This window comes from Pseudomonas sp. PAGU 2196, from assembly GCF_022179005.1.
In the GTDB taxonomy this organism is placed as follows: domain Bacteria; phylum Pseudomonadota; class Gammaproteobacteria; order Pseudomonadales; family Pseudomonadaceae; genus Aquipseudomonas; species Aquipseudomonas kermanshahensis.
The window spans coordinates 1-19,060 of the sequence record NZ_BNTL01000038.1 but is presented as its reverse complement, the minus strand read 5'-3'; the positions used below and the strand labels follow the sequence as shown (position 1 = coordinate 19,060).

At 62.2% G+C, this 19,060-nt stretch carries 19 protein-coding genes, 1 tRNA gene and 2 pseudogenes; 14 read left to right on the top strand and 8 right to left on the bottom strand.

Annotation, left to right across the window (positions count from 1 at the left end; translation table 11 throughout):
• Window positions 1-60: 60 nt before the first annotated feature.
• From mksF to mksB, 3 genes are read right to left on the bottom strand one after another with little or no spacing between them, the layout of a single operon-like run.
• Window positions 61-2,892, bottom strand: coding sequence for an Mks condensin complex protein MksF (gene mksF, locus MFF34_RS26365; RefSeq protein WP_238217459.1), 2,832 nt, complete (start codon window positions 2,890-2,892; stop codon window positions 61-63).
• A complete protein-coding gene (gene mksE / locus MFF34_RS26360) occupies window positions 2,889-3,596 on the bottom strand; it encodes an Mks condensin complex protein MksE (protein ID WP_099428293.1) in 708 nt (235 codons plus the stop codon). Before mksE ends, mksF begins: the two co-directional genes overlap by 4 nt.
• Window positions 3,586-4,875 carry an Mks condensin complex protein MksB gene (gene mksB / locus MFF34_RS26355; protein WP_238217457.1) on the bottom strand — a complete coding sequence of 430 codons (1,290 nt, stop codon included), beginning with the start codon at window positions 4,873-4,875 and terminating at the stop codon, window positions 3,586-3,588. The genes mksE and mksB overlap by 11 nt, the downstream gene beginning before the upstream one ends.
• 229 nt (window positions 4,876-5,104) lie before the next feature.
• Here mksB and MFF34_RS26350 point away from each other — a divergent pair, with 229 nt between their 5' ends.
• From MFF34_RS26350 to MFF34_RS26325, 7 genes and pseudogenes are all read left to right on the top strand, one after another.
• The gene (locus MFF34_RS26350; protein ID WP_238217493.1) at window positions 5,105-5,893 is read left to right on the top strand and encodes an energy transducer TonB; all 789 of its coding nucleotides are present in this window, start codon (window positions 5,105-5,107) and stop codon (window positions 5,891-5,893) included.
• Window positions 5,890-6,345 (top strand): ribosomal protein S18-alanine N-acetyltransferase, encoded by a 456-nt coding sequence (gene rimI / locus MFF34_RS26345; protein WP_238217455.1) that lies wholly within the window; start codon window positions 5,890-5,892, stop codon window positions 6,343-6,345. Before MFF34_RS26350 ends, rimI begins: the two co-directional genes overlap by 4 nt.
• A 170-nt stretch (window positions 6,346-6,515) precedes the next feature.
• Window positions 6,516-7,505, top strand: a complete 990-nt coding sequence (locus MFF34_RS26340; RefSeq protein ID WP_238217453.1) for an RHS repeat-associated core domain-containing protein — start codon at window positions 6,516-6,518, stop codon at window positions 7,503-7,505.
• Between the two features lie 132 nt (window positions 7,506-7,637).
• Window positions 7,638-7,706: pseudogene (locus MFF34_RS28410) on the top strand (energy transducer TonB); the annotation flags it as partial.
• A pseudogene (locus MFF34_RS26335) lies at window positions 7,705-7,863 on the top strand (ribosomal-protein-alanine N-acetyltransferase); the annotation flags it as partial. The pseudogenes MFF34_RS28410 and MFF34_RS26335, both read left to right, overlap by 2 nt.
• Window positions 7,864-7,914: 51 nt before the next feature.
• Window positions 7,915-8,553: a carbonate dehydratase gene (gene can / locus MFF34_RS26330; RefSeq protein ID WP_027594511.1), complete on the top strand. Its 639-nt coding sequence runs from the start codon at window positions 7,915-7,917 to the stop codon at window positions 8,551-8,553.
• Window positions 8,554-8,697: 144 nt separating this feature from the next.
• A complete protein-coding gene (locus MFF34_RS26325) occupies window positions 8,698-9,279 on the top strand; it encodes a D-Ala-D-Ala carboxypeptidase family metallohydrolase (protein WP_238217451.1) in 582 nt (193 codons plus the stop codon).
• Here MFF34_RS26325 and MFF34_RS26320 read toward each other — a convergent pair.
• Window positions 9,219-10,136, bottom strand: a complete 918-nt coding sequence (locus MFF34_RS26320) for a LysR substrate-binding domain-containing protein (protein ID WP_238217449.1) — start codon at window positions 10,134-10,136, stop codon at window positions 9,219-9,221. The genes MFF34_RS26325 and MFF34_RS26320 overlap by 61 nt on opposite strands.
• 241 nt (window positions 10,137-10,377) lie before the next feature.
• On the opposite strand from MFF34_RS26320, the gene MFF34_RS26315 reads away from it, so the two are divergent.
• The 3 genes from MFF34_RS26315 (at window position 10,378) to MFF34_RS26305 (ending at window position 12,438) form a co-directional block, all read left to right on the top strand.
• Complete coding sequence (locus tag MFF34_RS26315) at window positions 10,378-10,995, top strand: LysE family translocator (protein WP_238217448.1); 618 nt, start codon at window positions 10,378-10,380, stop codon at window positions 10,993-10,995.
• A 145-nt stretch (window positions 10,996-11,140) separates the two neighbouring features.
• Window positions 11,141-12,016 carry an RHS repeat-associated core domain-containing protein gene (locus MFF34_RS26310; protein WP_238217446.1) on the top strand — a complete coding sequence of 292 codons (876 nt, stop codon included), beginning with the start codon at window positions 11,141-11,143 and terminating at the stop codon, window positions 12,014-12,016.
• Between the two features lie 173 nt (window positions 12,017-12,189).
• Window positions 12,190-12,438 (top strand): DUF4880 domain-containing protein, encoded by a 249-nt coding sequence (locus tag MFF34_RS26305; RefSeq protein ID WP_238217444.1) that lies wholly within the window; start codon window positions 12,190-12,192, stop codon window positions 12,436-12,438.
• Between the two features lie 91 nt (window positions 12,439-12,529).
• Here MFF34_RS26305 and MFF34_RS26300 read toward each other — a convergent pair.
• Both MFF34_RS26300 and MFF34_RS26295 read right to left on the bottom strand, forming a co-directional pair.
• Window positions 12,530-12,606, bottom strand: a tRNA-Met gene (locus tag MFF34_RS26300).
• A 95-nt stretch (window positions 12,607-12,701) separates the two neighbouring features.
• Window positions 12,702-13,625, bottom strand: coding sequence for a FecR domain-containing protein (locus MFF34_RS26295; RefSeq protein WP_238217491.1), 924 nt, complete (start codon window positions 13,623-13,625; stop codon window positions 12,702-12,704).
• 192 nt (window positions 13,626-13,817) lie between these two features.
• On the opposite strand from MFF34_RS26295, the gene MFF34_RS26290 reads away from it, so the two are divergent.
• From MFF34_RS26290 to MFF34_RS26280, 3 genes are all read left to right on the top strand, one after another.
• The gene (locus tag MFF34_RS26290) at window positions 13,818-15,032 is read left to right on the top strand and encodes an MFS transporter (RefSeq protein WP_099428299.1); all 1,215 of its coding nucleotides are present in this window, start codon (window positions 13,818-13,820) and stop codon (window positions 15,030-15,032) included.
• A 357-nt stretch (window positions 15,033-15,389) separates the two neighbouring features.
• Window positions 15,390-15,533 carry a hypothetical protein gene (locus MFF34_RS26285; RefSeq protein WP_238217442.1) on the top strand — a complete coding sequence of 48 codons (144 nt, stop codon included), beginning with the start codon at window positions 15,390-15,392 and terminating at the stop codon, window positions 15,531-15,533.
• 78 nt (window positions 15,534-15,611) lie between these two features.
• A complete protein-coding gene (locus MFF34_RS26280; protein ID WP_027594504.1) occupies window positions 15,612-16,769 on the top strand; it encodes an MFS transporter in 1,158 nt (385 codons plus the stop codon).
• Window positions 16,770-16,780: 11 nt separating this feature from the next.
• Here MFF34_RS26280 and MFF34_RS26275 read toward each other — a convergent pair whose 3' ends face one another.
• Window positions 16,781-17,737 (bottom strand): FecR domain-containing protein, encoded by a 957-nt coding sequence (locus MFF34_RS26275; RefSeq protein ID WP_238217440.1) that lies wholly within the window; start codon window positions 17,735-17,737, stop codon window positions 16,781-16,783.
• Window positions 17,724-18,239 carry a sigma-70 family RNA polymerase sigma factor gene (locus tag MFF34_RS26270; protein ID WP_238217438.1) on the bottom strand — a complete coding sequence of 172 codons (516 nt, stop codon included), beginning with the start codon at window positions 18,237-18,239 and terminating at the stop codon, window positions 17,724-17,726. Before MFF34_RS26270 ends, MFF34_RS26275 begins: the two co-directional genes overlap by 14 nt.
• 172 nt (window positions 18,240-18,411) lie before the next feature.
• On the opposite strand from MFF34_RS26270, the gene MFF34_RS26265 reads away from it, so the two are divergent.
• Window positions 18,412-19,038, top strand: coding sequence for a DNA-3-methyladenine glycosylase (locus tag MFF34_RS26265; protein WP_238217436.1), 627 nt, complete (start codon window positions 18,412-18,414; stop codon window positions 19,036-19,038).
• Window positions 19,039-19,060: the final 22 nt, after the last annotated feature.

Below are 19,060 nucleotides of genomic sequence, written 5' to 3'. Positions count from 1 at the left end.
CCCTTGTAGGAGCAGCCTTGTGCTGCGAAAGGGCCGCAAAGCGGCCCCCGTTCACAACAATCAGGCCAACGCCTCAGCCTGATCCTCCCGCACCTCCGCCTTCACCTCATCCAGCCGGCTGATGAACTTCCAGTCCGCCTCGTCGATGTAGATGCCATTCGGCCCGCTGCCACCTTCCAGGTCGATCGCCACCTTGGCCGACACCTGCGGCTTCACACTCGCCAGAATCGGCACGAAGCCCAGCTGCAAGCTGGTCTCCAGCAGTGCCGCCTGGTTGCGTTCGTCGATGTCTGCCGCCTCGTCGAGGTAGTACGGCAAGCGAATGCGCCCGGCCAGGTCGCGGTCCATCAGGTGCAGCAACAAGTACATGTTGGTCAGCGCCTTGATGGTCATGGTGGTGCCGTTGGACGCGGCGCCGTCGATGTCGGCGTGGATCACCGGCTGGCCATTGACCTTGGTGATCTCGAACGCCAGCTCGAACAGGTCCTTGAGGCCCAGCTGGTTGTGGTTGGCCGCCACCAGCCGTGCCAGGTACTCCTTGGCTTCTTCGTTCTTGTGGTCCTGGTCCGAGCTTTGGGTCAGGTCGAACACCGACAGGGTCTCGCCTTCCTCGTACTGGCCGGCGCTGTGGATGATCTGGTCGATGTGCTTGAGCGCCTCTTTGTTCGGCGCCAGCACCACGCGGAAGCTCTCCAGGTTGGACACCTGGCGCTTGTTGATCTCGCGGTTGAACAGGGCCAACTGGTGCTCGAGGCTGTCGTAGTCGCTGCGGATGTTGCGCAGGGTCCGGGCGATGTCGGTGACGGCCGCGCGGCGTGCCTTGGCCAGGGTCAGGGCCTCGTCGGTGCGGTGCGCATAGGCGTTGACCAGCAGTTGCAGGCGGCGCTCCATGTCGTCTTCGCTGTCGAACTTGGCCACGCCCTTGAGGCGCACCTGGGCGTACAGCGCCTCGATCTGGTTATCCACCCGCTGCAGGCCCTGCCAGCTGTCCTGGTAGTCATTGAGCATCGGCAGCAGGTTGTCCATGGAGTCGTCGATCGCTTCCATGAACGGCGTGCCGTAGGGCAGGTCGGCCGGCAACAGCTGGCGGCGACGCAGGGCGTCTTCCAGGGTGCGTTGCTTGGACTCGAGGTCGCCGATCTGCCGGCCGACCAGTTGCAGCTTGGCCGACAGTTGCTGGACGCGTTCGGTGAAGGCGTCGCTGGAGCGCTTGAGCTCGTCCTGGGCAGCTTCCAGTTGCGACAGCTGCTCCAGTTTCTCGGGCTCTTCGGCGGCCAGGGTTTCGCTGCGGCGGAAGTCTTCCAGGGCTTTTTGCGCGTCCAGTACCGCTTGGTACAGGGTTTCGGTCTGCGCCTTGGAGGCGGAGCGGTCGGCGGCCACGGCCTGCTGAGTCTTGAGCTGCTTGAGTTCTTTTTCCAGGCGCTCTTTCTGGTCGCGAAGGGCGGCGCGGTCGGCCAGGGCCTGCAAGGCCGGTGGGTCGATGTGCGACAGGTCGATGGACAGGCCGGGCGCTTCGAAACGCTCGCCCTTGAACCCGTCGAGCACGGCTTCCAGCGATTTTACCCACAGGTCGCTGTCGTCCAGTTCGATACCGCGCTCGCCCAGCGGCAGGCTGAACAGGGCGCCGTTGAACAGGCGCATGAGGCGGTCGACATCCTGCTGCGAGAATTCTTCGCGCAGGCGGGCGTAGCTGTTGTTGTCGGCGTGGTCGAGCTGCTGGCGGACCTGCTTGAGGCGTTTTTCCAGGTCGCGTACGCGCTCGTCCAGGTCTTCGGCCGAGAACTGCCGCGATTGGGCCAGGGCGCCGGCCAGTTCGTCGTGGGCGTCTTTGGCGGCCAGCAACTGCTGCTCCAGCACCTTGACGTCATCGACCAAGGCGAAGCGGTGCTTGAGCACTGACAACTCGCCAAGCCAGCGCTGGATGCCGGTGATTTCACGTTCCAGGCGCATCAGCTCCTGAGTGCCGCCACGTTGGTCGTTCTGCAACCGGTCCTGTTCGCCGCGGTAGTGCTCGGACTGGATGACCAGCTCTTCCTTGCGTGCCATGGCGTATTCCTGCCAGGTGCCCAGCAGGTTGTCGAGCAGCGGCGAAAGGCGGTGCAGCTTGCCGCGCAGGATGTCGCGTTGGGCCACGCCACCGGCCAGGGCTTCGACCAGTGGGCCGGCGGCGACCAGGGCGTTGTAGTCCTGCTCCATGCGGCGCACATCGCGGAAGGCTTCTTCACAGGCTGCGATGTAGTCGACGCTGCCCGAGCGCAGGCTGTGCTCGAAGGCATCGAGGAACAGCTGCTTGAGCTTGGCGGCGGTGATTTCGCGCATGTGCAGCAGGTTGATGAACAGCGCGCGGAAGGTTTTCAGGCTTTGCTCGCTGGTCGAGCGCAGCGGGATCATGGTCAGGTCCAGCGGCACCGAGGTGTGGCCGCCGACCAGCAGCCGGCGCAGTTCGTCGGGCTTGAGCTCGTAGGCCTTCAGGCCCAGGCGCTCCAGGTTGGTGAACAGCTCCTTCTGGCGCAGGCAGGTGTCGTTCTTCTGGTAGTGGGCCAGGTCCAGCTCGCCTTTGTAGGCGAAGAACTGGTGGCCGAAACCGCCACCCGGGCCGCGGCCGACCACACCGATCACGTGCGGGCCGTGGGGCAGGTTGAGTTCGCAGAGAATGTACGAGGTATCGCTGGCGAAGTAGAAACGACGCGACTGCTCCAGGCTGTACTTGCCGAAGCTCATGTCAGACATGCGCGCCAAAATCGGGAACTGGAGGGCGTTGATGGACGCCGATTTACCCAGGTTGTTGGCGCCGTACACCGACAGCGGGTGTTCCAGCGGGAACAGGCCGAGGCTGTAGCCGGCGGTGTTGAGCAATGCAAAGCGGCGGATGCCGTAGCGTTCCTGGCTCATGCGTCAATCTCCTGTTGCTCTTCGCGGATGGCCCGGGCCAGTGCGTCCTCTTCGCTCTCGTCGCCTTCGAACGGCGACAGGTCGAGTGGGTCGTCGGTGCGGTTGAGTTGTTCCGGGCTTTCTTCTTCGACCAGTACCGGTGTCGGCAAGGGCAGGTCGCTGTGCAGGGTGGCAGCCAGGTCGCGGTCCTGCTGGACCGACAGGCACACATCGAGGAAGCGGTGCATCGGCGGCAGGAAGCGGTAGATGCCGCCTTCCTCGTGGGCGAAGCCGAGCTGGGTCATGCGCCGGAGGATTTTCTCTTCGAGCTCTTCAACGGTTTGCACCTCGGCCTGCAGGAACAGGTCGCGGTACTTGTCCAGCAGCGAGGGCAGCTCGTCGCGGCCGATGCTGCCGCCGTCGAGCACGGCCATCGGGTCGCGGCCCTGGTCGGCCAGGTGCTCGACCAGGATGAAGGTGAACAACGACAGGCGCTGGGCTGTTTTGTTGACCTGCGCGGCGGCAAGCTCGGGCACGAAGTAATAGAAGCCACGGGTGTCGCACACCAGCTCGAAGCCCAAGGCCTTGAACAGGGTGCGGTACTGGTCCTGGAAGTTCGACAGCTGAGCGTACAGCTCCGGGTCACGGCGGCTGACGTGGAAACCTTTGAACAGCTCGCGGAAGATCGGTGCGAGCTGGGACAGTTCGGAAAGATCAAGATGCATTGGCTGGGCTCGCGTTGGATTCGGCAATCGTTCGGGCGACGTCTTCACGGCTGGACGTCAGGGCGAACGAGCGCAGGCTGACCAGGTGTTCGTGGGTGGTGTAGTCGCGGCGCTCGAGGCGCTCGCGCTTGAAGCGCTTTTCTCGGGACAGGCGCGAGAACCAGTACAGCAGTTCGTCGGTGGCGCCTTCGGGCTCCTGGTCCAGCAGCCAAACCATCAGGTCGGGCAGCGGCAGGGCCTGCTCGCAGCGTTCGAGCATTTCCTTGACCGTGCGTGGCGCGCGCGGCAGCGGGTCCTTGTCGGTCTTGTGCGCCTTGGGGAAGCGCGCAGGCTTGGGCTCGAAACGAGCCAGGGCGTAAACATAAGCCTCGACTTGGCTGGCACTGCCGAGGAAGGTGCTCTGCGGCCGGGTGAACATCGGCATGGCCGCTTGCGGCACGGCATCGATGCCCTTGCGGCGGATCACCGACAGGGCCAACGCAGCGCCACGGGTCACGGCGTTGTGCCGGCGCGCTTCTTCGCGCAGGGGCAGCAGCAATTCACGGGCGTGGCGCAGGGTCAGCTGGGCGCTGGTTTGCATTTCCAGAATGCGCGCGTGGGTGCGCAGCAGCATGTCGTCGTCGACCAAGTGGCCGAGGCGCGCCTGTTCGCCCAGCAGGCGCAGCAGCACGGTCTCGACCTTGCGCACGCCTTGTTCGAAGGCGCCGTCGGCGTTGACCAGCTGGATCATCGGCTCGACGTATTCGTCCCAGGTTGCGAGGACTTCGGCGTAACGCTGGCGCAGCGGGATCTGCCGGTTGCTGGTCTTGGCCCGTTCGGCCACGGCCACCAGTGCCTGCTCGTCGTTGTCGAGCTTTTTGAGCACATCGCGCACGCGCATGTCGAGCAGGCGCAGCTGGCGCGCCAGGTCGTCGCTGTCGCGGTTGTCGAAGGCGTCTTGGATATGCCCGGCGAGGCGCTCCAGGTGGCGCAGGTAGGCTTCGATTTCCAGGCACAGGCCCAAGCGGTGTTCACGGCGCAGGTAGGCGAGGAAGTCGTGGATCTGGGCGTTGAGCTCGAAGCGGTTCGGGCTCTTGGCCACCGGGACCAGGATATCCAGGCGGATCCACACGTCGAGCAGCTGGGTGATGTCCTGCGGGGTGCTTTCGACCTGCTGGCGGGCCACATGCTGGCGCAGTTCGACCAGGCTCAGGGTGCCCTGGTCGAAACGTTCGCACAGTGGCTCGATCAGGGCCCAGTGTTCGGCTAGGGCGCGCAGGACGCGCTTGGGTTCGATCATTGGCTTCGACTCGTTGCCAAGAAAAAGGGGGCGATTGTACTGCATCCAGGGGGGAGGATTTCACCCCTTGGTCTGTAATGAGAGATGTCCCTTGGTTTTTTAGGGGTATGGCGGGAGCGCTTTGGCGCCTGTGAGATCGAGNNGCGGCGCTCGATCTCAACAACACTGCAAAACCCAAGGCGTACGCGTTAGAATGCCCGATTGTTTCAACCCTCCGGATACCCGCCCAGTGCTGACCGAACCCCGTCGCCGCGCCTACCTCTCCGCCATGCAAGTGGTGCACTGGCTGCCGCGCGCCGAACTGCCGTTCGCCGCACCGTCGCGCCCCGAACTGTTGTTGCCGGTGGGGCCGGTCGAAGACATCGACTTCGAAGTCAGGCCTGCCCCGGCGGCCAACCAGCCGGCGCCAGCCGCCCCTCAGGCACGCTCTGGCGAACGCCCAAAAATCGAGATTCCGCGCCCCGGCAGCACCGCAAAGCCCGCCGCCAAGCCAGCCGAAGCAGAGCCAGAAGCGCCCGCACCGCGCCCGGCTCCGGTGCCGCCGCCACGCTTCTCGCTGCAGTTGCTGCGTGCCGGCAGTTGCCTGCTGCTGGTGGAACTGGCCACCGGCCAGCCCTTCCAAAGCCGCGACCCGTCCTACCTGTTGCTCAAGGACATGCTGCGCGCCGCCGGCCTGCCCGACGCCCCGCAGATCATCGGCGAGCCGGTCCGCTGGCCGTTGCTGGTGCGCGGCAACATGGACCAGGGCCCGGACGCTGCACGCGATTTTGTCCAGGGGTTCATCCAGGCGCGCCTGGAAGAAGCCCCGTGCAACAGCTTGTGGCTGATCGGCCTGCCCGCGTTGCGCTTCGCCGGCAATGCCGATGCGCACACCTACTACCAAGTACTGAAGCTCGAGGGCCTGGGCGACGCCTGGGCCTTGCCGGGCCTTGAACTGTTGATGGACGAGCCGCAGCGCAAGGCGGACGTCTGGAAAGCCATGCGCCAGCTGATGGCGCGCTGGAAGAGCGTTGAATGAGTGAATCGATCAGTTTCCGCCCGATGACCGAGGCGGATCTGGATGCCGTGCTTAAGATCGAATATGCCGCGTTCAGTCATCCCTGGACCCGCGGAATCTTTCAGGATGCGCTCAAGTCCTACGAAGTGTGGCTGATGTTCGATGGCCAGCAGCAGGTCGGCCACGGCGTGATCAACGTGATCATCGACGAGGCGCACCTGCTGAACATTACTGTCAAGCCTGAGAGCCAGGGGCGGGGCATGGGCTTGCGCTTGCTCGAGCACCTGATGGCGCGCGCGTATCAGCTCAATGGCCGGGAGTGCTTCCTCGAGGTGCGCGCCAGCAACCAGTCGGCCTATCGGTTGTATGAGCGCTATGGCTTCAACGAGATCGGCCGCCGGCGGGATTACTACCCCATGGCGGGCGGGCGCGAGGATGCGCTGGTGATGGCTTGTACGTTGTTCGAAGAGTGAAGGTGCGGTCCATTTGCTGATGCGCTGGCTGCCAGCCCTCTAGCGCATGCTATGGCGTGGTGCTGCGCTCGGCTTCCGAGTTACCCCAGAAACGCTCCTGGCATTTTTACCAGTATACAAAGGGCTTCGCGTTCTGAATCATTGGGATGGGAATTCTGAGTATTACGACCATGAAGACTTTCACGGGTGCTTGGTTTTTTTATGAAGGGGATGCAGTACGCACTGTTTGGCAGGAAGGCCGTTGCAGTTCCTTGATCCAGGCTGCGGGTATGCGGCTTGTCGAGCGAAAGGTTGCCAATGATCTTCAGCAAACGATGATGCTTGCTTCGGATGGCATGGGCTCTGTGGTAGGTGAGTCCGGTACACGATCTAAGTCGGTAGCGTATTCACCTTATGGCTTCCAGAGGGGTATGGAGTCGCTGATTGGCTTCGCAGGCCAGATGCAGTCATTGTTGCCAATCGGTTACTTTCTTGGGAACGGTTATCGTTTTTTTGACGTTGTTACCAATCGCTTCAACTCGCCTGATGGATTCAGTCCGTTTGGTAGAGGAGGCGTGAATGCGTATGTTTACTGCGGGGGTGATCCAGTGAATTGTACGGACCCTAGTGGCCACATCACCTACTATCATGGCTTATCAAGCCACTTTGATTGGGTGGCGTCGCTTACAGCACCCACTGCACCCACTGTACCCAGTGCGCGCACCGGGCCGAGTTATTATTCAGATGGTTTATTTGGAAAGAGTCAGGTACAGAATTTCCCAAGGGTTACTTCAAAGATTAGCCCGCGCTCGGAGGGGGTTCATGCTTCGCGTAAGCGTGCTGCGCCCCCCGTAAAGGCTGGGGGGGCAAAGCGCGTGAAGCAAGAAGGAGGTCTCATTCAAAGCCCGCAGGCTGTCGACAGGGGGCTGGTTAAAGCCAGAATGACAGATCGAATTGAGCATTCTCAACTCGAGTTTTTTTCTAATGATAGTAATGTTCCAGACAATAGAACTATCGCGCTAGATTATTTAGATATGCTCCTTTCTCAGGCAGCGGAAGAAGCGAGAGAAGCGTTATACAATAAATATGGAAGGACAGTGAGAGTTGTCGAGGTGAAGGAATACGTTTATCACGGTGTGAGTGGAATTGTTAGTTGGATTCGCAGATCAGCTAAGCGATAATCTTTACAGATTATAGATGCTGCAAGGCAGGTCTAACCATGTAGGTTCATTCACGCCCTGCGATCCGGTCATGAAGCTGTCAGATAGAAAGCAAATAGGTGGCGTCGATTGAGACCTGTCGATCTATCGTTTATGGACCAAGGCCCGGACGCTGCACGCGATTTTGTCCAGGGGTTCATTCAGGCACGCCTGGAAGAAGCGTGAATGCTTCCTGGAGGTGCGCGCCAGCAACCAGTCGGCCTATCGGTTGTACGAGCGCTACGGGTTCAACGAAATCGGCCGCCGCCGCGACTACTACCCGGTCGCGGGTGGCCGTGAAGACGCCCTGGTGATGGCCTGCACCCTGTTCGAGGCGTGACCCCTCAGGCGCAGGTCCAGTCACACAGGTACAACCTGATGAGGCAAGACCATGCACGACCTGCAGGAACTGATCGACAACAATGCGCGCTGGGCCGATGCCATCACCCAGCGTGACCCCGATTTCTTCGCCAAACTGGCCCGTCAGCAAACCCCGGAATTCCTCTGGATCGGCTGCTCCGATGCGCGGGTGCCGGCCAACGAGATCGTCGGCATGCTGCCCGGCGACCTGTTCGTCCACCGCAATGTCGCCAACGTCGTGCTGCACACCGACCTTAACTGCCTGTCGGTGATCCAGTACGCCGTCGAAGTGCTCAAGGTCAAACACATCCTGGTCACCGGCCACTACGGCTGCGGCGGCGTGCGCGCCGCCATGCAGGACCGCCAGCTAGGCTTGATCGACGGCTGGCTGCGTTCGATTCGCGACTTGTACTACGAAAAGCGCGGTGAGCTGGCCAAGCTTGAAACCGAAGAGGCGCAGGTCGATCGCCTGTGCGAGCTGAACGTGATCCAGCAGGTCGCTAACGTGGCCCACACTAGCATCGTGCAGAACGCCTGGCACCGTGGGCAGGAGCTGTCGGTGCATGGCTGCATCTACGGCATCAAGGACGGGCGTTGGAAGAGCCTGGACACCACCATCAGCGGGTTCGCCCAACTGCCGCCGCAGTATCGGTTGCGGGCGTTGGACTAATGGCAAAAACCATAGGAGCTCCCACAGGTGTGGGAGCCTCTCTATACTGCGCTATACCTGAGGGATTGTCGTGGTGACCAGCCGCGGCGATGGGCTGCCAAGCGGCCCCAATTACAGGCCATGAGGCTTGAGCCGGGAGTAGGGATGACAGGGACGAAGTGGCTGCTGGTGGTGGGGATGTGGGCGGTCAATGCGGCGCAGGCCGATGACCGCGACGTGTGGATGTTCGCCCAATGGGCTGGCGATCATCAAACTCGCCCGTTCCGCGAGATGCTGGTAGACGCCCGCCTGTACGGGGTGGTGCCTATTCACCAACTGCTTCGCTCGGCCTCGGACTGGAAGCTGTGCCGGGCGTCGCCGTTTGCGGTGCCGCCGGCCAGCCAATGGCCAGCGGTGCGCTCGACACTGTCGCTGCTCAAAACCCTCGGCGATCAAGGCATCCTGCGCCAGTTCGAGGTGGTTTCAGCCTACCGTGACCCGCGCCTGAACGTCTGCGCCGGTGGCGCTGCCAATAGCGCGCACACCCGTGCCTTCGCCGTCGATATGCTGTTGCCGGCCTGGGCCGACCCCAACCCGTTATGCCGTTTCTGGCAGCAACATGGCCAAGCCTGGAACATGGGCCTGGGCCGCTACCCGTCAGGTCGTATTCATGTCGACACGGCCGGCTACCGAACCTGGGGTGGCGATGGCAGCGCCGGGTCGTCGTTCTGTATCAAACCCAAGTGACCTAGGCAGGCCTGGCATTCGTCGATCACCCATGCGGCGAAGCGCTGGCGCTTGCCCCCCTCGTCCAGCGGCTGAGGGCTGAGCAGGTGGTAGGCGGAGCCGTCGCGCAAGAAGCCGAAAGGGGCCTGCAGTTGGCCGCTGTCGAGCTCGTCGCGCACCATCAAGGCTGACCCCATGGCCAGGCCCAGGCCCGCACTGGCGGCCTGGATCGACAAATAGAAGTGCTCATAGTCGCTGCGCTCGGTGTGCCCGGCCCGTTGTTTGCTCAAGCGCAGCCAGGTGGGCCAGGCGCTGGGCCGGGTGCGGCTGTGCAGCAAGCGCTGGCCTTCCAGGCCGGTGGCGTCGCCGGGGCGGCAGACTGGGCCGATCCATTCGTCGCAGATTTTGCGGTGATGCAGTTGGCGGTCCCAGTGGAAGTCATCGCGGCGCAGCGCCAGGTCGACGCCGCTGCGCGCGAAGTCCAGCGGCCCACCGGCGGCTACCAGATGCAGTTGCAGGTCGGGGTTGGCGCTGTGGAAGCGCGGCAGGCGCGGGATCAGCCAGCGCATGGCGATGGTGGGCTCGCAGGAGAGCACCAGCACGTTGTCGCGCTCCTGCTGTTGCAGGCGCTGCACGGCGCCTTCGAGCTGTTCGAACATGGCCTGGGTGGTGCCATGCAGCGCACGGCCGGCGGCGGTGAGGAAGATGGCCCGGTTGCGGCGTTCGAACAGTTCGATACCGAGGCTTTCCTCAAGCAGCCGTACCTGCCGGCTGACCGCGCCGTGGGTGACATGCAGGCGCTCGGCGGCGCGCACGAAGCTTTCGGTTTCGGCGGCAATGTCGAAGTAGCGGAAGGCGTTGAGAGGGGGCAGTTTCATGGTTTTGTGGTGCCTGTTCCGGCCTCTTCGCGGGCAAGCCCGCGCCCACAAGGATCGCGCACTCATGAAGTGTGCACTGCACCTGTAGGAGCGGGCTTGCCCGCGAAGAGGCCAGTACAAGCACTGCACCTCTGTGAGAAAAACTATCGAATATCCGCCACTATAAATCGATTTTTAGCGGTCCATAAGCCCAGGATAATCGGCGCGTCTGTGCATTTTCATCGCCAATCGAGACCCGCCAATGACCGAACTCATCGCCGTAGCCCTGTTCACCATCCTTGCCGTCATCAGCCCGGGGGCCGACTTCGCCATGGTCACCTGCAGCAGTTATGCACAGGGCCGTAAAGCCGGACTGGCGGCTGCCGTGGGGATCGCCTTGGGCGTGCAGGTGCATGTGCTGTATACGGTGCTGGGCATCGCCGTGATCATCAGCCAGAGCCCATCCCTGTTCCTGTTCATGAAGGTCGTCGGTGCGGGGTACCTGATCTACCTAGGCTACAAATCGCTGACCAACACCACGCGCATCCCCCTCGACGGCATCGGCCAAGACACCGGCGCCAGCCTGTGGGCGGCACTGCGCACGGGGTTTCTGACCAATGCCCTGAACCCCAAGACCATGCTCTTCGTCATCAGCGCCTACACCCAGGTGGTGCAGCCGGGCAGCCCGCTGGCGCTGGACTTCGCTTACGGCGCATTCATGTCGTTTGCCCATTGGGTGTGGTTCAGCCTGGTGGCGGTGTTCTTCTCCAGCACGGCATTGCGCAAGGCGATGATCGAGCGGCAAGTCATGATGGACCGAATGATTGGCCTGGCGCTGATCGGCCTTGGTCTGGCAGTTGTAATGGCGAGTGTGCGTTGACAGGGTTAGGAGGGCACCTGGTATTTCTGCCAGTTGTAGCGATGTGATCGCATCAGGCAGAATCTTTTGACAGGCAATTGAGCAGTAGTAAAGGGGTCAAGGTCAGGTAGCTCGCACTCTTATATATCGCTGCGAGGGTGAAGTAATGAGTTCAAATGTTATGTTAACGGCGTTGAGGTCAAGTGGTAAGGCTCCACGGACTACGTTGTTGGCGTGCGATGAACAACGTTCAGTGCTCCTTGAATGTTCATCTGAAAAAAGACGTGCGGGGCTGTATACCGTTTATGGCCTGGAAGCAAACCTGCACGCCACTTTAGGCTTCACAGGTGAAGCAAGGGCACGCCTACCAGCAGGCTATCTACTGGGTAATGGCTATCGTCTTTTCATTAACGGCTTGATGCGCTTTTCTAGTCCGGACTCCTTGAGTCCGTTTTCCACAGGTGGATTAAACGCCTACGCCTATTGTAATGGCGACCCTGTAAATAATTCAGATCCAACCGGGCATATGCCGAGTCCGAAAAGACCTAAAATCGTGGCGCTGACATTTGAGCAGGCGCAAAGCTACGCCTTGCTCAGTGAAAATGGGCCTGAGCATTTACTTGAAATAAGTAAAACGGTTACTGAGTATGCATATACGGTGGGCACTGAGTATACACATACTGTGAGCACAGGTCCCAATTTGAGAGACTATAATCGAGTAAAGACAATAGAGCATGGTGAAGTTTTTGTATCGTTTCGTGATATCGAGGCCAGTAAGTCGTATAAGAATTTGATGAAGTCCAATGTGATTACGGATGAAATGTTTTGGACTTGGATTGGTCTGCCTAAATTTTCTAATATGAAGAAGCATGATTTTTCACATTTGTATCCTGATGTTACTGATCAGCAATACGTTAGAATGAAAAAAACTCTGCAGAACGCTAATGCTTTTCTCATTCGCAAGGGGAAGTTTATACTTGGAACTAAATTTCAACCCTCTTCTATTCATGCATCGGCGGCGATCGATACCACCCTACGTTAAGCCGGTGATTGCATGTCGGGTAGTGGCAATTTAGAATAGAATCATTCCCATTTGCGAAGCCTCGCGATGAAAATACCTCCATTTCCCGCCGCAGACTGCCTGGATGACTGGTGCAGGGGCTGTCACCAGTGGCTGCTGGTGTGGTTGCGCCAATGCCTCAATGAGGCGCAGCCATGAGCCCCGAAATCCTACACGAAGCCGTCGAATGGCTGGCGCGCCTCGACGGCCAGCCCAGTGGCCGCGAGCGCAAGGCTTTTCGTGTCTGGCTGGCACAAGATGAAGAGCACATCGAAGCCTTTAAGCGCATGCAGGAAACCCTGACCTCTTCGCACGAACATGCGCCTGCCGCGCGCACGGCTCTGACAATTAAAGTGCTGGTCCTGGTGGTAGTGCTAGCACTGCTTACAGCTGTGTGGGTTTAGCACATCGCACTGGGTCAGTTGCCGGAGACGCCGTAACTTTTTCACAGGCAAAGAAAAAGGGCCTACCTTTCGGTAAGCCCTTTATCATGTTTGGTGGCTACACAGGGACTTGAACCCCGGACCCCAGCATTATGAATGCTATGCTCTAACCAACTGAGCTATGTAGCCAATGGCGCGCATTATTCCCTTGTGATGCCCCTCTGTCAACACTCATTTCAAAAAAAATTTGCACGCTTTCAAAAACTTAGCCGCCAGGCCCGCTTTCAGCGAACGATCAGCCAGTGCCCGAGCATGCTGTGCAGCTGCAATTGCTGGGCGTTGGCCAGTGCGGCGAGGCTTTCGGCAGGGCGGTCGAGGTTGAAATCGCCGCTCACGCGCCGATGGGCGGTGTGATCGTCGAGTATCCACAGGCGTTCGCCCTGGTAGCCGGCCAGGCGTTCCAGCACCTGCCCAAGCGGCATATCGGTGGCGCGCAGGCGGCCGCTGCGCCAGCTGTCGGTGGTCTTCGGATCGGCCTTTTGCACAGTGTCGATCCGTGTGCCGTCGAAGCTCACCCGTTCACCCGCCGAGACCAGGCGCTGCTCCCCGGCTTGCACAACCATGGCCTTACCACTGAGCACCACCAGCTCGTCGTGGTGCGCATAGCGCGCGATTTGCAGGCGGGTGCCAAATACCTGGATGCGCGCCTCGCCCACTTCTACCTCCATGGCCCGGCCGTCGAGCAGGACCTCCAGGTACACCTGGCCTTGTACCAGGTGCAGCTGGCGGGTACGGCCACGCAGGTCGACGTTCATAGCGCTGGCGCTGTCCAGGTGCAGGGTCGAGCCGTCGGGCAGGCGCAAGCTGCGGCGTTCGCCCACGTCGGTGTGCAGTTCGCTGCCCAGGCGTTGCATCAGTGGCCAGTACAGGTAGGCCAAAGCGCCCAGCACCAGCAAAAACAACAGCGCCAGCCATTTGCCCAGGTGACTGCGGCGCGTGTTTATCTGCCGCGGTCGGGGGCGTGCCGGTGGCGGTTGCAGCTGTTGCCAGAAGGTTTCCAGTTCAGCGTAGGCTTGGGCGTTCTGCGGCGCCTGGCACCAGGCGGCAAACACCTGGCGTTCGCCTTCGTCACAGCCGGGCTGACGCAAACGGGAAAACCACTCCAGGGCTTCCTGCTGAGGGTCGGGCTGGAGTTGCTTGGCGGGCATCGGGCTCATGGGATCGGTCTGCTCACGATAGGGGCCGTTTCGCCCAACGATGACAGGGGAATGAGTCGAGGATGCTAATTATATTGAGAACCATTTACAAGTACGTTTCGACGGAGGGATAAAAAAGGTAGCTATGTATCTATTTGTTTCCCGATAATCGGATCCCAAACCTGCGGACGGAGATTCAGGCACATGGCCATCAGTAGCACCTCCACGGCGTCCACCAGCGCAGCGGCTAACCCTGCCAACCCGTTGGTGATGCGCATCATCGGCTTCTGCGCCCTGGCGCACTTGATCAATGACCTGATCCAGTCGGTGCTGCCGGCGATCTACCCGATGCTCAAGGCCAACTACGACCTGAGCTTCGCCCAGATCGGCATGATCACCCTGACATTCCAGATAACCGCCTCGCTGCTGCAGCCTTGGGTCGGCTTCTTTACCGACCGCCGGCCCGCACCCAACCTGCTGCCGATGGGCACCCTGTGCACGCTGGTGGGGATCGTGATGCTGGCCTTTGTCGGCAGCTTCCCGATGATCCTGCTGGCCTCGGCGCTGGTGGGCATTGGTTCTTCCACCTTCCACCCAGAAACCTCGCGCATCGCGCGGCTGGCCTCGGGCGGGCGTTTTGGTCTGGCCCAATCGACCTTCCAGGTAGGCGGCAACACCGGCTCGGCGCTGGGGCCACTGCTGGCGGCGGCGATCGTCATCCCGTTCGGGCAAACGCACGTGGCCTGGTTTGGCCTGGCGGGGCTGTTCTTCTTCGCCGTGACCCTGATGCTGCGCAGCTGGTACAAGGAGCACCTCAACCAGGCCAAGGCCCGCAAGGCGGTGCAGGCCACCCATGGCATCTCGCGCAAGCGGGTGATCGCGGCGCTGATCGTGCTGGGCCTGTTGGTGTTCTCGAAGTACTTCTACATGGCCAGCTTCACCAGCTACTTCACCTTCTACCTGATCGAAAAGTTCGACGTTTCGGTGGCCAGCTCGCAGCTGCACCTGTTCCTGTTCCTGGGCGCGGTGGCGGCCGGTACCTTCTTCGGCGGGCCGATCGGTGACCGTATCGGGCGCAAGGCGGTGATCTGGTTCTCGATTCTGGGCGTGACACCGTTCACCCTGGCGCTGCCTTATGCCGACCTGTTCTGGACCACCGTGCTGAGCGTGGTGATCGGCTTCATCCTGGCCTCGGCGTTTTCGGCCATCGTGGTGTATGCGCAGGAGCTGGTGCCGGGCAGCGTGGGCATGATTGCCGGGATCTTCTTCGGGCTGATGTTCGGCTTCGGCGGCATAGGCGCGGCGCTGCTGGGTTATGTCGCGGACCTGCGCGGTATCGAGTACGTGTATGGCGTGTGCTCGTTCCTGCCGTTGTTCGGGTTGTTGGCGGTGTTCCTGCCGTCTACCGGCAAGCGTTGAGCCTGTAAGGGGCTGCTGCGCAGCCCAATCGCCGGCAAGGCCAGCTTCCACAAGAAGGCAGTTGCTCCCACAGGTAACTACGAAGGCTCAGACCTTGTGAGGACCCGGTGGGAGCGGGCTTGTCCCGCGAATGGGGCTACGCGGTGCATGGCACCGGCTTCGCCGGTGTTCGCGGGGCAAGCCCGCTCCCACGTCAATTTTTAGAAATTGCGCAGGACAGTTGCTCCTACAAGGAGCCGCCTTGCCGAGCACAGGGCCGGCCGGAATAGGTCGTGCGGCGGCCCCCTGACGATTGACGGCCCGACCACCGTTAGCCTAGAGTGCCGCCTCTTTTCTCCAACCTGCGTAGTCAAAGCAATGCGCCGTAACCCGTCCCTCCCACCTGCTCGCCAGCCTGCACTCCAGGCCCTGCGTCGTGCGTGGCCGAGCGACACGGTGCTCAAGCGTCGGCGCAGCGTGCTGTTTGCCTTCACCTTCTCGCCACACCTTGCCCTGAACTGATCCGCGCTTTTGCGTCGTCCGCCGTCCCGGCGTGCGCGCTCGTGTTTGCTCGTCTTTTCGGTTTGCAAGGAGTGGTAAATGAACATGCGTTTGCTGGCGGGCCTGTTGTTCGCCGTGTCGGTGGTGGGCTTCAGCCTGGGGGCCAGCTTGCCGTTGGTGTCGTTGCGCCTGCATGAGGCCGGCGCAGGCACGCTGGAAATCGGCATTATTTCGGCCATCCCGGCAGCCGGGATGATGCTTTCGGCGTTCATGGTCGACGCCTGCTGCCGGCGCCTGACCCGGCGCACCATCTACTTACTGTGCTTCAGCCTGTGCACCGTCAGCATCGCCTTGCTGGAGTCGGCTTTCGACTCAATCTGGCTGCTGGCGTTGCTGCGCTTGGGCCTGGGCATCGGCATGGGTATCGCCATCATTCTGGGCGAGTCCTGGGTCAACGAGCTGTGCCCCGAGCACAACCGCGGCAAAATCATGGCCCTGTACGCCACCAGCTTTACCGGCTTCCAGGTACTCGGCCCGGCAATGCTGGCCGTGCTGGGCGCCGACAGCCCCTGGATCACCGGCGTGGTCACCGCCTGCTACGGCCTGGCGCTGCTGTGCATCGTGCTGACCGTGCCCAACGACTACGTCGAGCATGAAGAAGGCGAAAAAAGCTTCGGCCTGGCCGGGTTCTTCCGCGTGGCGCCGGCCTTGTGCGTGGCGGTGCTGTTCTTCTCCTTCTTCGACGCCGTGGTGCTGTCGCTGTTGCCGGTGTACGCCACCAGCCACGGCTTTGCCGTGGGTGTGGCGGCGCTGATGGTGACGGTGGTGTTTGCTGGTGACATGCTGTTCCAGCTGCCTTTGGGCTGGTTGGCCGACCGGGTCGAGCGCACCGGGCTGCACCTGGTGTGCGGCCTGGTGGCGATGCTGATCGGCATCGGCCTGCCGTGGCTGCTGCAGATGACCTGGTTGCTGTGGCCGCTGCTGGTGGTGCTGGGCGCAGTGGCGGGGGGCATCTACACCTTGGCGCTGGTGCTGATCGGGCAGCGCTTCAAAGGGCAGGACCTGGTCACGGCCAATGCCAGCGTCGGCTTGCTGTGGGGTGTGGGCAGCCTGATCGGGCCGCTGGTCAGTGGCGCGGCGATGGATGTGGCACCGCACGGGTTGCCGATGGCGCTGGCGATCATGGCAGGGTTGTTCGTCTGTTTTGCCCGGCAGTCGTACCGGCGGGCAGGGCGCTTGCGTGCGGTGGCTGACTGACCACGCGGGGTTCAGGCGGCGTCGATGCTCACCCAATAGCGTGTGCGGTACTCGACCCGCACCGGCAGGCTGCGCGTGAGCAATTGCAGAATCTGCCCGGTATCGGCCAGCTGGTAGGTGCCGGAGACCTTGAGGTTTGCCACTTCGTCGGCGCAGCGCAGCAGGCCTGGGCGGTAGCGGGCCAGCTCCGCCGCGAATTCGCCGAGTGGCATCTGCTGCACGCTGAGCACGCCGTCGGTCCAGCCCCACGGGTCGCTGCGCAAGCTCACGGCCTGCAAGCTGCCGTTAGCCTGCACCTGCAAGGTTTCGCCAGCCTGTACCAACCGCGCTGAAGGCGACGCGGGGAACAGTGTGACCTCGCCACGGCGTACGGCCACCAACAAGCCATTGTCGTTTTCGCGCAGCAGCAGTTGCCCGTCGAGTGTGCCCAAGGTGCCGACACGGGTATCGATGCGGAAAGGGCGGCTGTCGTTGGCGTTGGCGTCCAGGCTGACCTCGCCCCGTATCAGTTCGAGCAGTCGTTGTTCGCTGCTGTAGTGCAGGTCGATGGCACTGGCGGTGTTGAGCTGGATACGGCTGCCATCACTGCCTTGCAATTGCCGACGTTCACCTGCCGCGGTGCTGCTGTCGGCCAGTAGCTGCGGCAGGCCCAAGGGCGAGCGCGCGGCCCAGCCCAGGCTGCCGCCAACGGCCAACAGCGCCAGCAGCTTGAGGTGGTCTCGGCGGCTGCTGTGCTGGCGCTGGCTGGCGTCGAGGGTGCGTCGGCTCAGTGCCTTGGGCAGCCCGGCCAGCTCGTCGCTGAGGCTGCTGACACGCTGCCAGGCCTGAGGGTTTTGTGGGTGGCTGGCCAGCCATTGCTGGAATTGCCGCTCGGTACGCGGGCTGGGGGTGTCGAAGCGCAGTTTCACCAGCCAGTCGATGGCCTGGTCGACCTGGGTTTGCGCGGGGGCGTTCTCAGCGTTCGACATAGCGCAACCGGTAGCAGACACCCAGGGCCTTGGCCAAGTCGCGCTCGATGGTCGCGCGGGAGACATCCAGCTGCTGGGCGATCTGCGCGATGCTCAGCCCGTCGATCTGGGCCAGCAGAAAGGCCTGCCGCACACGCGGCTTCAACGCCTGCAGGGCGCGGTCGAGGCGTTCCAGCGTATCGAGGATGACCAGCTGGTGTTCCTCGCTGGGCACTTCGGCTTCAGGCAGGTGGGCCAGGCTTTCCTGATAGGCCCGCTCCAGGGCGCGGCGGCGGAACTGGTCGATCATCAGCCCCCGGGCGATGGCGCTGAGGTAGGCGCGGGGCTCCTTGAGCGGTGAGGCCTGACGGGCACGCAACACCCGGACGAAGGTATCCTGGGCCAGGTCGGCGGCATGCTCATGGCACCCGACCCGGCTGCGCAGCCAGCTACTTAGCCAGGCGTGGTGGGACTGATAGAGCAGAGCGACCTCGGTGGGCTTGAGCGTGTCGTTGATCTGCATCGTATCGAAGGCCTGATCCCGTGAGCGTGCGCGATTGTGAATAGTTCTCAATTCTATGCGGGTAACGCGCCGCAGAGCAATGGTATGCCAGGAATTAGCCGCGCAAGATCCGGCGTTTCGCCGATGAACGGTTGGGCTAAGCTAAGCCTCTAGTCGACGTGTTGGAGCCGCTATGATCCTGGCTGACCTTTCGCCCGAAGCCTACCGGGAAGCTGCCCGCTACCTGGCCGACTCGGACCCGGACTGGGCGCGGCATATCGCAGCGATCGGGCCGTGCCTGCATCAGGCGACGCCGGGACGCGAGCCTTATGAGGCGCTGGTACGGGCGATTGCCTACCAGCAGTTGCATGCACGCGCTGCCGAGTCGATTTTGCGCCGGCTGTTGGCGCTGTTCCCCGAAGGCGGCTTTCCCGCACCGCAGCAATTGCTGGCCGTAACGCCCGAGGCGATGCGTGCGTGCGGCTTTTCGGCGAGCAAGGCAGCCACGGTTCAGGGCATTGCCCAGGCCCGCCTGGCGGGTGTGGTGCCCAGCCGCGAGGAGGCGCTGGCCATGCCCGATGACGCGTTGATCGAGCGCCTGGTGGCCTTGCGCGGGGTAGGGCGCTGGACGGTGGAGATGTTGCTGATCTATTGCCTTGAGCGTTCGGACATTCTGCCGGTCGACGACTTCGCGGTGCGTGAGGGGTATCGTCGGCTCAAGGGGCTGGAGAAAGCACCGACGCCGGCGCAGATGCGCTCGCTGGGCGGTGGCTGGCGCCCGTTCCGGACCGTGGCGGCCTGGTACCTGTGGCGGGCCTGAGGTATTTGCTGTGCCTGCACCG

Excerpts from the sequence above, each read along its gene's own strand:
- mksE (WP_099428293.1), bottom strand. The coding sequence starts at position 3,596 with ATGCATCTTGATCTTTCCGAACTGTCCCAGCTCGCACCGATCTTCCGC.
- mksF (WP_238217459.1), bottom strand. The coding sequence starts at position 2,892 with ATGAGCCAGGAACGCTACGGCATCCGCCGCTTTGCATTGCTCAACACC.
- rimI (WP_238217455.1), top strand. The coding sequence starts at position 5,890 with ATGAGTGAATCGATCAGTTTCCGCCCGATGACCGAGGCGGATCTGGAT.
- MFF34_RS26290 (WP_099428299.1), top strand. The coding sequence starts at position 13,818 with ATGGCCATCAGTAGCACCTCCACGGCGTCCACCAGCGCAGCGGCTAAC.
- MFF34_RS26280 (WP_027594504.1), top strand. The coding sequence starts at position 15,612 with ATGAACATGCGTTTGCTGGCGGGCCTGTTGTTCGCCGTGTCGGTGGTG.
- MFF34_RS26285 (WP_238217442.1), top strand. The coding sequence starts at position 15,390 with ATGCGCCGTAACCCGTCCCTCCCACCTGCTCGCCAGCCTGCACTCCAG.
- MFF34_RS26320 (WP_238217449.1), bottom strand. The coding sequence starts at position 10,136 with ATGAAACTGCCCCCTCTCAACGCCTTCCGCTACTTCGACATTGCCGCC.
- MFF34_RS26270 (WP_238217438.1), bottom strand. The coding sequence starts at position 18,239 with ATGCAGATCAACGACACGCTCAAGCCCACCGAGGTCGCTCTGCTCTAT.
- MFF34_RS26305 (WP_238217444.1), top strand. The coding sequence starts at position 12,190 with ATGAGCCCCGAAATCCTACACGAAGCCGTCGAATGGCTGGCGCGCCTC.
- MFF34_RS26275 (WP_238217440.1), bottom strand. The coding sequence starts at position 17,737 with ATGTCGAACGCTGAGAACGCCCCCGCGCAAACCCAGGTCGACCAGGCC.
- MFF34_RS26295 (WP_238217491.1), bottom strand. The coding sequence starts at position 13,625 with ATGCCCGCCAAGCAACTCCAGCCCGACCCTCAGCAGGAAGCCCTGGAG.
- can (WP_027594511.1), top strand. The coding sequence starts at position 7,915 with ATGCACGACCTGCAGGAACTGATCGACAACAATGCGCGCTGGGCCGAT.
- MFF34_RS26340 (WP_238217453.1), top strand. The coding sequence starts at position 6,516 with ATGAAGACTTTCACGGGTGCTTGGTTTTTTTATGAAGGGGATGCAGTA.
- MFF34_RS26315 (WP_238217448.1), top strand. The coding sequence starts at position 10,378 with ATGACCGAACTCATCGCCGTAGCCCTGTTCACCATCCTTGCCGTCATC.
- mksB (WP_238217457.1), bottom strand. The coding sequence starts at position 4,875 with ATGATCGAACCCAAGCGCGTCCTGCGCGCCCTAGCCGAACACTGGGCC.
- MFF34_RS26310 (WP_238217446.1), top strand. The coding sequence starts at position 11,141 with ATGAGTTCAAATGTTATGTTAACGGCGTTGAGGTCAAGTGGTAAGGCT.
- MFF34_RS26325 (WP_238217451.1), top strand. The coding sequence starts at position 8,698 with ATGACAGGGACGAAGTGGCTGCTGGTGGTGGGGATGTGGGCGGTCAAT.
- MFF34_RS26265 (WP_238217436.1), top strand. The coding sequence starts at position 18,412 with ATGATCCTGGCTGACCTTTCGCCCGAAGCCTACCGGGAAGCTGCCCGC.